The organism is Buttiauxella sp. S19-1 (assembly GCF_022134725.1).
Lineage (GTDB): Bacteria > Pseudomonadota > Gammaproteobacteria > Enterobacterales > Enterobacteriaceae > Buttiauxella > Buttiauxella ferragutiae.
Map to the genome: position 1 here is coordinate 19,275 of NZ_JAHWLU010000024.1, position 12,769 is coordinate 32,043.

At 50.8% G+C, this 12,769-nt stretch carries 11 protein-coding genes; 7 read left to right on the plus strand and 4 right to left on the minus strand.

All coding sequences use genetic code 11. The features are described 5' to 3' along the window. Positions 1-15: 15 nt before the first annotated feature. The 5 genes from ubiI to MES37_RS08250 all read left to right on the plus strand — a co-directional run bounded on the left by ubiI (position 16) and on the right by MES37_RS08250 (position 7,049). Positions 16-1,218 carry an FAD-dependent 2-octaprenylphenol hydroxylase gene (ubiI, locus tag MES37_RS08230; RefSeq protein ID WP_064543629.1) on the plus strand — a complete coding sequence of 401 codons (1,203 nt, stop codon included), beginning with the start codon at positions 16-18 and terminating at the stop codon, positions 1,216-1,218. Between the two features lie 458 nt (positions 1,219-1,676). Further along, positions 1,677-2,774 carry a glycine cleavage system aminomethyltransferase GcvT gene (gene gcvT / locus MES37_RS08235; protein WP_237930987.1) on the plus strand — a complete coding sequence of 366 codons (1,098 nt, stop codon included), beginning with the start codon at positions 1,677-1,679 and terminating at the stop codon, positions 2,772-2,774. A gap of 23 nt (positions 2,775-2,797) precedes the next feature. Beyond that, complete coding sequence (gene gcvH / locus MES37_RS08240) at positions 2,798-3,187, plus strand: glycine cleavage system protein GcvH (protein WP_064543631.1); 390 nt, start codon at positions 2,798-2,800, stop codon at positions 3,185-3,187. Positions 3,188-3,316: 129 nt separating this feature from the next. Next, entirely contained in the window at positions 3,317-6,190 is a 2,874-nt protein-coding gene (gene gcvP, locus MES37_RS08245) for an aminomethyl-transferring glycine dehydrogenase (RefSeq protein ID WP_064543634.1), read from the plus strand. 115 nt (positions 6,191-6,305) lie between these two features. Beyond that, on the plus strand, positions 6,306-7,049 hold the full coding sequence (locus MES37_RS08250; protein ID WP_237930990.1) for an SDR family oxidoreductase: 744 nt from the start codon (positions 6,306-6,308) through the stop codon (positions 7,047-7,049). A 52-nt stretch (positions 7,050-7,101) separates the two neighbouring features. Here MES37_RS08250 and MES37_RS08255 read toward each other — a convergent pair whose 3' ends face one another. The 4 genes from MES37_RS08255 to MES37_RS08270 form a co-directional block, all read right to left on the minus strand. Beyond that, on the minus strand, positions 7,102-8,493 hold the full coding sequence (locus tag MES37_RS08255; protein ID WP_064543638.1) for a cytochrome-c peroxidase: 1,392 nt from the start codon (positions 8,491-8,493) through the stop codon (positions 7,102-7,104). A 244-nt stretch (positions 8,494-8,737) separates the two neighbouring features. Further along, entirely contained in the window at positions 8,738-8,995 is a 258-nt protein-coding gene (locus MES37_RS08260; protein WP_237930993.1) for a pentapeptide MXKDX repeat protein, read from the minus strand. A 35-nt stretch (positions 8,996-9,030) separates the two neighbouring features. Further along, a complete protein-coding gene (locus tag MES37_RS08265; RefSeq protein WP_064543642.1) occupies positions 9,031-9,819 on the minus strand; it encodes a molybdopterin-dependent oxidoreductase in 789 nt (262 codons plus the stop codon). Positions 9,820-9,828: 9 nt separating this feature from the next. Further along, a complete protein-coding gene (locus MES37_RS08270) occupies positions 9,829-10,440 on the minus strand; it encodes a cytochrome b/b6 domain-containing protein (protein WP_121814929.1) in 612 nt (203 codons plus the stop codon). Positions 10,441-10,583: 143 nt separating this feature from the next. Here MES37_RS08270 and MES37_RS08275 point away from each other — a divergent pair, with 143 nt between their 5' ends. Both MES37_RS08275 and MES37_RS08280 read left to right on the plus strand, forming a co-directional pair. Continuing rightward, the gene (locus MES37_RS08275) at positions 10,584-11,294 is read left to right on the plus strand and encodes a response regulator transcription factor (protein WP_074388527.1); all 711 of its coding nucleotides are present in this window, start codon (positions 10,584-10,586) and stop codon (positions 11,292-11,294) included. A gap of 3 nt (positions 11,295-11,297) precedes the next feature. Continuing rightward, positions 11,298-12,764, plus strand: coding sequence for a sensor histidine kinase (locus tag MES37_RS08280; RefSeq protein WP_064543647.1), 1,467 nt, complete (start codon positions 11,298-11,300; stop codon positions 12,762-12,764). The last annotated feature ends 5 nt before the right edge of the window (positions 12,765-12,769 follow it).

A 12,769-nucleotide genomic window follows, 5' to 3' on the forward strand; every position in this document is an offset into this window, starting at 1 on the left:
TTAAAGGAGAGTAATTTGCAAAGCGTTGATGTGGCGATTGTTGGTGGTGGCATGGTGGGTCTGGCGGTTGCCTGCGGCCTGCAAGGCAGCGGTTTGCGTGTTGCGGTACTGGAGAACCATCTTCCACAGCCGCAAGCACCTGAATCTGCCCCGGCTTTACGTGTCTCGGCCATCAATGCCGCCAGCGAAAAGTTGCTGACTCACCTTGGCGCGTGGCCGAAAATTATCGCCCAGCGTGCCAGTTGTTATCACGGCATGGAAGTGTGGGATCAAGACAGCTTTGGGCATATCGCTTTTGACGATAAAACCTTTGGCTTCAGTCACCTTGGTCACATCGTCGAAAACGCCGTTATCCATCATGCTTTATGGCAACGCGCGGAACAATGCAGCGATGTCACCCTGATGGCGCCTGCCGAATTGCAGCAAGTCGCATGGGGTGAAAACGAAGCGTTTATTACCCTTAAAGACGGTGCGATGCTGACTGCACGCTTAGTGGTTGGTGCTGATGGCGCAAACTCCTGGCTGCGTAACCAGGCGGATATTCCACTGACGTTTTGGGATTATCGCCATCATGCGTTGGTGGCGACCATTCGCACTACTGAACCCCATCAAGCGGTGGCTCGCCAGATATTTCACGGCGAGGGCATTCTGGCTTTCCTGCCGTTAAGCGACCCACATTTATGTTCGATTGTCTGGTCGTTGTCACCGCTGGAAGCGGAACGTCTGCAACAGGTGAGTGCTGAAGAATTTAACCAGGCGCTGTCGGTGGCATTCGATATGCGCCTTGGATTGTGTCACGTTGAAAGTGAACGCCAGGTGTTCCCGTTGACTGGCCGCTACGCGCGTAATTTTGCCGCGCACCGTCTGGCGCTGGTGGGCGACGCCGCACACACCATCCATCCGTTAGCCGGGCAGGGTGTGAACCTTGGGTTTATGGATGCCGCTGAACTGATTGATGAAGTGCGTCGTTTGCACCGCCAGGGTAAAGACATCGGCCAGTATTTATATCTACGGCGTTACGAGCGCAGCCGCAAGCACAGTGCGGCGATGATGCTTGCCAGCATGCAGGGTTTCCGTGACCTATTTGCCGGTCAACATCCGGCGAAGAAACTGCTGCGTGATATTGGCCTGAAACTGGCTGATACCCTTCCTGGTGTGAAATCAAAGCTTGTCCGTCAGGCGATGGGGCTACACGATTTACCGAGCTGGCTTCGTTAAACACTCCTCATACTTGCGAGTTGCAGCCGCAGCGCTGTAACTCGCATGACTTAGCGCATCCAGTGTGACTGAGATCACCTTCCCTCATTTGAAAAATTCTAATCTCACCCCTTATCTCGGATTACTTTTTCTCATCCCACGTTTTTAGCGTTGTAGTGAAATTGTTTCTGAAATGGTCGTAAATGTTAGCTAACACTAAATTTTGACTTAAACACTTCTTAATTATGCGCAGCGTCTCGCATTTTTGCAGTCGAATACTCTGCATCATGCCTCCCTGGTTTTGGTCATAAGCTAATGCAATGACGGTTTGTGCCTTATGGTTTACTCCCCCATTCAGTGGTAAGTTCAGACAAAAGGTAACGTTTGCGTCGCCCTCGGGATCGATGGTGATGCTGGGTTTCGTCTGACGAAAAGGAAAGCGAACAGCGCTTTTCAACCAGATGGTTAAAGAGGAAAAAATGACTCAAAAGACCCCTTTGTTTGAACAGCACAATCTCTGCGGTGCACGTATGGTGGATTTCCATGGCTGGATGATGCCATTGCACTATGGGTCGCAGATTGATGAGCACCACGCAGTGCGCAACGATGCCGGTATGTTTGATGTTTCACACATGACCATTGTTGATCTTAAAGGCAGCCGTACCCGCGAATTCCTCCGTTACTTAGTGGCAAACGACGTTGCCAAACTGACCCAGCCGGGTAAAGCCCTCTACACCGCCATGCTCAACGCCTCCGGCGGTGTCATCGATGACCTGATTATCTATTTCCAGAGCGAAGATTATTTCCGCCTGGTGGTGAATTCCGCCACGCGTGAAAAAGACCTGGCCTGGATTAATCAACACGCCGAACCGTTCAGCGTTTCTGTCACCGTGCGTGATGACCTGGCGCTGATTGCCGTTCAGGGGCCAAACGCTCAGGCCAAAGCTGCGCAGCTGTTTACCGAAGAACAGCGTAAAGCAGTGGCAGGCATGAAACCCTTCTTCGGTGTTCAGGCGGGTGACCTGTTTGTTGCTACCACCGGTTATACCGGCGAAGCGGGTTACGAAATTGCTATGCCAAATGAGAAAGCGGCCGAATTTTGGGCGCAACTCGTTGAGGTTGGCGTGAAGCCTTGCGGACTGGGCGCGCGTGACACACTACGTCTGGAATCCGGCATGAACCTCTACAGCCAGGAAATGGATGAAAGCGTTTCTCCACTGGCCGCCAATATGGGCTGGACCATCGCCTGGCAGCCAGAAGACCGCGATTTCATTGGCCGTGAAGCACTGGAACTCCAGCGCGAGAAAGGCACCGAACAGCTCGTTGGCTTGATCATGACCGAAAAAGGCGTATTACGTAATGAGCTGCCTGTTCGCTTTACGGATGAATCAGGCAACATTCATGAAGGCGTAATCACCAGCGGGACATTCTCACCAACGTTGGGCTACAGCATTGCTCTGGCACGCGTTCCTGCGGGCATTGGCGAAACAGCCATTGTGCAAATCCGTAACCGAGAAATGCCGGTAAAAGTGACTAAACCTATTTTTGTTCGCGGCGGTAAAGCTGTCGCGCAGTGAATTTCGAAATCAGGAGAAAAACAATGAGCAATGTGCCGAACGAATTGAAATACAGCAAAGAACACGAATGGCTGCGTAAAGAAGCTGATGGGTCTTACACCGTAGGTATCACCGAACACGCGCAAGAGCTGCTGGGCGATATGGTGTTTGTCGACCTGCCAGACGTTGGCTCCACGGTCAGCACTGGCGATGATTGCGCCGTGGCTGAATCTGTAAAAGCGGCCTCTGACATTTACGCACCTATCAGCGGTGAAATCATCGCTGTGAACAACGAGCTGAGCGATACGCCAGAGCTTATCAACAGCGAGCCATACACTGGCGGTTGGATCTTCAAAATCAAAGCTAGCGACGAATCCGAACTGGACGAATTGCTGGATGCAACGGCGTACGAAGCGCTGTTAGAAGACGAGTAATCGACACCGACTCATCCCCTGGCCCCTTTGGGGAGAGGGTTAGGGTGAGGGGAATATCAGCACATCAACCCTCACCCCGGCCCTCTCCCTGAGGGAGAAGGGGGAAACACACATCAGGAATCACCGCTCATGACCCAGTCTTTACGTCAGCTTGAAAATCACGAAGCGTTTATCGACCGTCACATTGGACCGAACGCACAACAGCAACATGAAATGCTGGAAACAGTAGGTGCTCGTTCGCTTAACGAGCTGATTGCTTCAATCGTTCCTGCTGATATCCAGCTTGCTGAGCCACCGCAGGTGGGTGAGGCTGCTACGGAATTCGCGGCCCTGGCTGAATTAAAGACCATTGCCGGACGTAACAAGTGTTTTAAAACCTACATCGGCATGGGTTACACAGCGGTGCAAACGCCACCTGTCATCTTGCGTAACATGCTCGAAAACCCAGGCTGGTATACCGCGTACACCCCGTACCAGCCTGAAGTTTCACAAGGCCGTCTTGAAGCTCTGCTTAACTTCCAGCAAGTGACTCTGGATTTAACCGGTCTTGATATCGCCTCGGCTTCTTTGCTGGACGAAGCAACCGCTGCCGCAGAAGCGATGGCGATGGCTAAACGCGTCAGCAAACTGAAGAACGCCAACCGCTTCTTTGTTGCCGCCGACGTACATCCACAGACGCTGGACGTAGTACGCACCCGTGCTGAAACCTTCGGCTTCGACGTCATCGTTGATGACGCGGCGAAAGTGCTCGATCATCAGGACGTGTTTGGCGTGCTGCTGCAACAAGTGGGTACCACCGGTGAAGTCCATGACTACAGCGCTCTGATTGTTGAGCTGAAACAGCGTAAAGTCATCGTGAGTGTTGCCGCTGACTTTATGACACTGGTTCTGCTGACTGCACCTGGTAAACAAGGTGCTGACATCGTATTTGGTTCCGCACAGCGTTTTGGCGTGCCAATGGGTTACGGTGGCCCGCATGCTGCATTCTTCGCAGCCCGTGATGAATTCAAACGTTCTATGCCAGGCCGTATTATCGGTGTTTCCCGCGATGCTGCGGGCCGGACTGCGCTGCGCATGGCGATGCAAACTCGCGAGCAACATATCCGCCGCGAAAAAGCCAACTCCAATATTTGTACTTCCCAGGTTCTGCTGGCAAACATCGCCAGTCTGTATGCGGTGTTCCATGGCCCGGCTGGCCTGAAACGTATTGCCGGGCGTATCCACCGTCTGACCGATATTCTGGCGGCTGGCCTGCAACAAAAAGGTCTGGTGCTGCGTCACAAACATTGGTTCGACACTCTGTGTGTTGAAGTCAGCGATAAAGCCGCTGTGTTGGCACGCGCCGAAGCCAATGAAATCAACCTGCGTAGCGATATTCTGAACGCGGTTGGCATCACGCTGGATGAAGCGACTACCCGCGAAGATGTGCAGGCGCTGTTCACGGTGTTGCTGGGCGATAACCACGGTCTGGACATCGACAAATTAGATCAAAACGTTGCGGGTGACAGCCTGTCTATACCGGCAGCTATGGTGCGTAATGACGAATTCCTGACGCATCCGGTGTTCAATCGCTACCACAGCGAAACCGAAATGATGCGTTATATGCACTCGCTTGAGCGCAAAGATCTGGCGCTCAACCAGGCGATGATCCCACTCGGCTCTTGCACCATGAAGCTGAACGCGGCCGCTGAAATGATCCCAATCACCTGGCCGGAATTTGCCGAACTGCACCCGTTCTGCCCGGCAAACCAGGCGGAAGGTTACCATCAGATGATTTCCCAGCTGTCTGACTGGCTGGTGAAACTCACCGGTTACGATGCGCTGTGTATGCAGCCAAACTCCGGTGCTCAGGGCGAATATGCGGGCCTGCTGGCGATTCGTCGTTATCACGAAAGCCGTAACGAAGGCAGCCGTAATCTGTGCTTGATCCCAAGTTCTGCTCACGGCACCAACCCGGCGTCAGCGCAAATGGCTGGCATGGAAGTGGTCGTGGTGGCGTGTGATAAACAAGGCAATATCGATCTTCACGATCTGCGTCTGAAAGCCGAACAGGCTGGCGATGCGCTGTCTTGTATCATGGTGACTTACCCGTCAACCCACGGCGTGTACGAAGAAACGATCCGTGAAGTGTGCCAGATCGTGCATCAGTTCGGCGGCCAGGTTTATCTGGATGGCGCGAACATGAACGCACAGGTGGGGATCACTTCTCCGGGTTACATCGGCGCGGATGTTTCGCACCTTAACCTGCACAAAACCTTCTGCATTCCACACGGCGGTGGCGGCCCAGGTATGGGGCCAATCGGCGTGAAAGCGCACCTGGCACCGTTTGTACCAGGCCATAGCGTGGTGCAGATTGAAGAGATGCTGACTCAGCAGGGCGCGGTTTCCGCAGCACCATTTGGTAGCGCATCTATTCTGCCAATCAGCTGGATGTACATCCGCATGATGGGCGCGCAGGGTCTGAAGAAGGCAAGCCAGGTGGCAATCCTGAATGCCAACTATATTGCGACCCGCCTGAAATCTGCTTTCCCGATTCTCTACACCGGGCGCAGTGGGCATGTGGCGCATGAATGTATTCTCGACATTCGTCCATTGAAAGAAGAAACCGGCATCAGCGAGCTGGATATTGCTAAGCGCCTGATTGACTTCGGTTTCCACGCGCCAACGATGTCGTTCCCGGTAGCGGGTACGCTGATGGTTGAGCCAACGGAATCTGAAAGCAAACTGGAGCTGGATCGCTTTATCGACGCGATGCTGACTATTCGCACCGAAATCGACCGCGTTGCGCGTGGTGAATGGCCGCTGGAAGATAACCCACTGGTTAACGCACCGCACACTCAGGACGAAATCGTTGCTGACTGGACGCACCCGTACACCCGCGAACTGGCAGTGTTCCCGACAGGCCATGGCAACAAATACTGGCCGACCGTGAAACGCCTGGACGATGTGTTCGGTGACCGCAATCTGTTCTGCTCTTGCGTGCCGATGAGCGAATATCAGTAAGTTTTAACACCACCCTCACCCTAACCCTCTCCCTGATGGAGAGGGGACCCGTTCGGTTTTCTCCCTCTCCTGGGGGAGAGGGGCGGGGTGAGGGCGCTACAACGTTGGAGGTAAAATGGCCGTCGCATTAGTCACCGGCGCAAGCCGTGGTATCGGTAAAACCACCGCCATCATGCTGGCGCAATCTGGCTACAAAGTCGTCGTAAACTACCAGCGTAATAAACAAGCAGCCGATGAAGTGATTTCAACTATTCACGCGGCGGGCGGCGAAGCTATTGCTATCAAAGCGGATATCGCCGATGAACTGCAAGTCATGGCAATGTTTGTGGAAATCGACAACGCCTTCGGCCCTGTGACCGCGCTGGTCAACAACGCGGGCATTCTGTTCCAACAATCCACCATCGAAGAACTCACTGCTGAACGCATTAACTGCGTGTTAGCGACTAACGTCACTGGTTATTTTCTTTGTTGCCGCGAAGCCGTCAAACGCATGGCAATTCGCCATGGTGGAAATGGCGGGGCGATAGTTAATGTCTCGTCGGCAGCATCACGTCTGGGCGCACCTGGTGAATATGTTGATTATGCGGCGTCAAAAGGTGCGGTTGATACCCTGACAACAGGGCTTTCTGTGGAAGTTGCGGCGCAGGGGATTCGTGTCAATTGCGTGCGTCCTGGTTTTATCTATACCGAAATGCATGCTTCGGGTGGCGAAGCCGGGCGAGTTGATCGGGTAAAAGATCTCTTACCGATGAAACGTGGCGGCCAGCCAGAAGAAGTCGCTCAGGCCATCGTCTGGCTGCTTAGTGATAAAGCCTCCTATGTGACAGGCAGTTTCCTCGATTTAGCCGGCGGTAAATAAAAAAGGCAGTTGCCTGAAACTTCAGGTGAACTGCCTTTTCCTGCAAACGGTTTTAGTTAACCGGATAAGGCGTGTAGACACCGTTTAGCGTATTCAGAAAAGCCACAATGTCGTCGACATCGCTTTGCGGTAAGCTAGTTCCTACCTGATATTTCAGCATCAGCTTCACTGCTTCATCCATCGTTTCGACATCTCCGCGGTGGAAGTAAGGCGCAGTCAGGGCGACGTTACGTAACGTCGGGACTTTTTGGCGCAGACGGTCGCGCACATCGTTAGTGACATTCATGCGCCCGATATCTGCGGCAGTGACCTCACCAAAACCAAAGTCTTTCTTCAGTCCAAGCGGCTCAAACGAACGCCCGCCAAGTATTTTCCCGCTATGGCAGGTGGCACATTTATTGTCTTTAAATAGCTGATAACCGCGTTTCTGTTGCGATGTGATTGCGTTGTCATCCCCGCGCAGATAATTATCAAATGGCGAGTCCGGCGTAATAAGGGTCTTCTCAAACTCGGCAATCGCATCCGTTATGGACGTTCCCGAGAACCCTTGTGGATACACGGCGGTGAAGTCGCGTGTCAGGATCGGGTCTTTATTTAGCTTGTCGGTAATTTCATCCCAGGATTTCGAAGCCATTTCGATAGGGTTAAGCGGAGGTCCACCCGCCTGAGCCTGAAGATCGGCGGCACGTCCATCCCAGAATTGTTCGATATTGAATATCGAGTTATAGACGGTAGGAGCATTAATCGGGCCAATTTCACCACCAACACCTCTGGATGTTTTACGTCCGTCCACACCACCTGCACCAAGCTGATGACAATGTGCACAGGAGATGGAGTTGTCGCCAGAGAGTCGTGGGTCATGGTAAAGGCGCATTCCCAGTGCGACCTTTTGAGCATCGACTGGCAAAGATTTGGGGATAGGTTGCACCGGTTCATTACGGCGATTATCTGCCATATCCGACGTAGTGTAATAATTCAGCCGCTGCTGTTTCACCCAATCAAGTAAAACGTTACGTTCCTCTTGATTCATCACACCAGCCCAATGCAGAGCATTATAACGGGTCGGAGGCATGGTCTGATGTCCCATAACCCACTCAATTTTAGTGATATCACTTTGCGGCGCTGCTTTATTATCAAGCAGGCTTTCACGAACCTGGGTCAGGTTAAACGATTTGTAACCGAGTTGAATATCGTACTCCATAAGCTGTTTTGCCACAGGGAATGAAGCATAAAAGGGCAATTTGGTCGAAGGCGTGTGGCAATAGTCACAACCTTTTTCCTGCAATATATTCAGGACTTTTACATTATGTGGTGAAGGATTGGTTTGCGGAGGGAATGCTGCAGTTCTTTGATTATCATGGTGATAAACATAAGCCACCAGGCTAAAATAGCCGACGACTACACCCGCAATGGCTATCCCGGATAGTGTTATTATTTTTTTCATCTGGTTGTCCTTTCCATAGGTTGTCATACGCTTTTTATGCGTTTCCCATCATGTGAAAGAAAAGGATCTGACTCCTTGAGGATTATCAATCTATATAATTGGCAAGAGCTATTGTTTAAATAGGATTCGCCGATGAGCGAAAATAAGCTGAGTGTTTTCCCCTAAGATTGATAAATTAGAAAGTCAAAATGGCAGTTGCCTGAAAATTCAGACAACTGCCATTATCCTGATGTTGGTGTGAGAATTACTTTTTACCCATCTCGTCTTTAGACATGCCATCTTTGGCCATAGAATCTTTAGACATAGAGTCTTTAGACATATGATCCTTAGACATGGAATCTTTCTTCATACCATCTTTAGCCATGCAATCTTTCTTCATGCCATCTTTGCCGCAGTCGTGAGACATTGCCATATTATCTTTAGACATATTATCCGCAGCATTAGCGCCAGCTACGCCAAAGAATAATGCTGAGCACATCAGAGCAGTGTAGAGTTTTTTCATTTTGTCTTTCCTTTACGTTTCATTAACTACATTGATTAACTTCCGCCAAACCAGTTATAACCCTGGTCTTCCCAATAACCACCGGGATAGCGGTTGGTGACTTCTATAACTTGAATATGTTTGGGGTTTTTGTAACCCAACTTGGTGGGCATTCTTAATTTCATCGGGAAACCATACTTACGCGGCAATATTTCACCATCGTAAGTCAGAGCAATAATGGTTTGTGGATGTAGTGCGGTAGCCATATCAATGCTGGTGTAATAATCATCAGCACATTTAAAACTGACATAACGGGCATTTAAATCAGCGCCAATTCCTTTAAGGAATAAAGAAAACGGTACGCCGCCCCATTTACCAATCGCACTCCAGCCTTCAACACAGATGTGGCGTGTGACCTGGCTAACCTGCGCCATCTGGTGCAGCTGTGCCAGCGTCCACGGGCGCTTATCTGCCACTAGTCCCGCAACCTCCAGGCGATAATCGTCGCCGTTAATGTTCGGCGCTTCGTCTTCGCTGTAAAAAGCATTAAAAGGGAATGGACGCGTCATCATGCTTTCGGGATAAACCGGTGCCAAATCATTGGCGTTAAATAACCAGCCTTGTACGCGGTCATTGAATCGTGAAATACGGCTTAAGCTATTTTCGACTGATTCATTACTGCTAATATCGCAGCCGGTCAGCATCATTAAACCACCGAGGGTTAAACCTTGCTTCAAAAAACGACGACGGCCTTCAGACGATAACTGTTTATTAATTTGCTGTGTCGCATCCTGAATAATTGCGGCCTTGTCAGAATCAGAAAAAATCTTATTATTTTTGCTCATTATTTTTCCCTATCGGCCACGCAACATCGCGAGTAAAGTTCGTGGAACCAGCGCCACCATAATCAGATGGATGACGACAAACCCCACCATTGCGGACATGGCATAAAAATGAATAAAACGTGCATTGTCATAACCGCCGAGTAATTCCCGCAATAACGGAAACTGTACTGATTTCCACACCACCAGACCTGAACTCACCAGAATGATCCCGTCGATCATCACAAACAGATACGCCAGTTTCTGCACAGTGTTGTAGTGGCTGAGATCCTCATGAGCCAGTTTTCCCCGTAGTGCGGCAATAAAATCATTGGCTAATGCACGCGGCGACAGAGGCCAAAATTTGTGTTTCAGGCGGCCGCTGAAAATATTAATCAGCAGGTAAATCACGCCATTAATACCAAATAGCCACATGCCTGCGAAATGCCACTGCAAGGCACCGCCTAGCCAGCCACCGAGCGTTAATTCAGCTGGAAAGGTAAAATTAAACAACGGTGAAGCGTTATATATCCGCCATCCACTTGTCACCATAATCAGCATGGCAAGGGCATTCAACCAGTGGCAAATCCTCAGCCACAGCGGATGAACCAGGGCGGGTTTAACCTGAAATATTGGCCTTTCCATCGTGTAATTCCGGTTATTGCGTTGAAATGATTGTGGCTGAAATCTGTTCTCCAAAACCTCACGAAAAGTTAAATTAAATGTGATAACTCGATGGGTGAATGTTGTATAGACTTGCTATCAACAGCGGATATAAGGCAGAAGTGATGAAAACCAAAAAATTATTAATCGTTGAGGATGACGAAAATATTGCTGAACTTCTGCAACTGCACCTGCGGGAAGAAGGCTATGAAATTGTGCATGCAGCAGATGGCACCCTCGGGCTGGAATTGCTCAAACAGGGTGGTTGGGATGCGCTGATATTGGATCTTATGTTGCCGGGCGTTGATGGGCTGGAAATCTGCCGCCATGCGCGAACCATGACGCGTTACACGCCGATCGTCATGATCAGCGCTCGCTCAAGCGAAACGCATCGCGTATTGGGGCTGGAGCTTGGCGCGGATGACTATCTGGCAAAACCTTTTTCAATGCTGGAACTCGTGGCGCGAGTTAAAGCGCTGTTCCGCCGCCAGGAAGCGATGAGTCAGAACCTGATGCAGGATGCCGGAACGCTGACTTTCGATCGGCTAACTATTGATCCCCTGGCTCGCGATGTGCGCCTCAGACAACAGCCTGTTGAGCTGACACCGCGTGAGTTCGATCTGCTGTGGTTTTTTGCCAAACATCCCGGCAAAGTTTTCTCACGGTTGAATCTGCTTAACCAGGTTTGGGGCTATCAACACGAAGGCTATGAACACACAGTTAACACCCATATCAACCGTTTACGCATCAAGATTGAAGACAACCCCGCAGAGCCTGAATTCATTCTTACTGTGTGGGGAAAAGGGTATAAATTCATCGCACTGCGCAACGAGTAAACCATGCGAAAACTCTCTCTTTCACAGCGCCTGACTCTGGTCTTTGCCCTGCTGCTCATCACCTCTTGCTCTTTGCTGGGGTGGCTGCAAATCCGCACCAGTACGCAGTACAGCCAGGCGGTGGTTCAGCAACTTTCTGGCTCGCTTGCCGAGCATATCAACCAGAGCTACCCGCTGCTGGGGGAAGACGGGCTGAATGATGATTCAGTGCGCCGCTTGTTTGATCATTTGATGACGGTAAACCCAAGCGTTGAAGTTTATCTGCTGGATGAGAAAGGCGATATTATCGGCGACGCTGCGCCACCAAATCACATCAAACGCCATCGTGTAGATCTGCAACCAATTTTGACGGCACTCAACGAGAAACAATATCCGATCTACGGCGACGATCCTCGTAGTGTTGATGGCAAAAAAGTGTTCAGCGTGGCACCGATGTACCAGAACGGGGTAGTGAAAGGCTATTTGTACATTATTTTGTTGGGCGAAAATTACAATGTGCTGGCTAGTGATGCGCAATTTAATACGTTATTAAAAGTGGTTTTGCTTTCGATAAGTCTGGTTGCCTTGCTGGGACTTATCGTTGGCTGGCTGGCATTTCGCTGGATTACTCATCCGTTACGTTCGCTTTCCTGCCAGGTAAATGCACTGGAAGCCGGCGGCATGACCGAGATGAAGGCGATGGCCGAGCTGCCGCTGGAAAAAGTTCCGGGCCATGACGAAATCAGCCTGTTGCGCCAGGGGGTGATTATGATGGCCCGACGTATTTCAGATCAGTGGCATCGTCTTTCACAACAAGACCAGCTGCGTCGTGAGTTTATTGCCAATATTTCCCATGATTTGCGCACACCATTAACCTCGATGCACGGTTATCTGGAAAGCTTATCGGTGATGTCATCGACGCTTTCTGAAGCGGAAAAGCAACGTTATCTGGAAACCGCGTTAGCACAGAGCCAGAAAGTCCGCATCCTCGCACAGTCACTGTTTGAATTAGCTCGTCTTGAGTATGGCGTGGTGAAGCCGCAAAAAGAGCACTTCTGCCTCAGTGAGTTATTGCAGGATGTCTTCCAGAAATTCGAGCTGATGACGCAAACACGGCAGTTAAAGTTAGTGGCTGATATCCAGCCAGAGCTGCCATTAATTGACGCGGATTTGGGGATGATTGAACGGGTGCTAACTAACCTGCTGGATAACGCAATTCGTCATACCCCAGAGCAAGGTACAGTTGCGGTGCGCCTGTGGAAAGAGGGGCAAAAAGTGATGGTACAAATCAGTGACAGTGGGCCGGGCATCCCGCATGAGCTGAAAGAAGGATTGTTTGTGCGGCCTTCGATTATGAACCAGTCGCAGGTGAGAGTCGGCGGTTTAGGGTTGATGATTGTACGCCAGATGTTGCAGCTACACGGCAGCGATATTGCGTTGGTAGAAAGGCCGGAAACCGGAGCGTGCTTCCGTTTTGCTTTGCCGACCTGAATAAA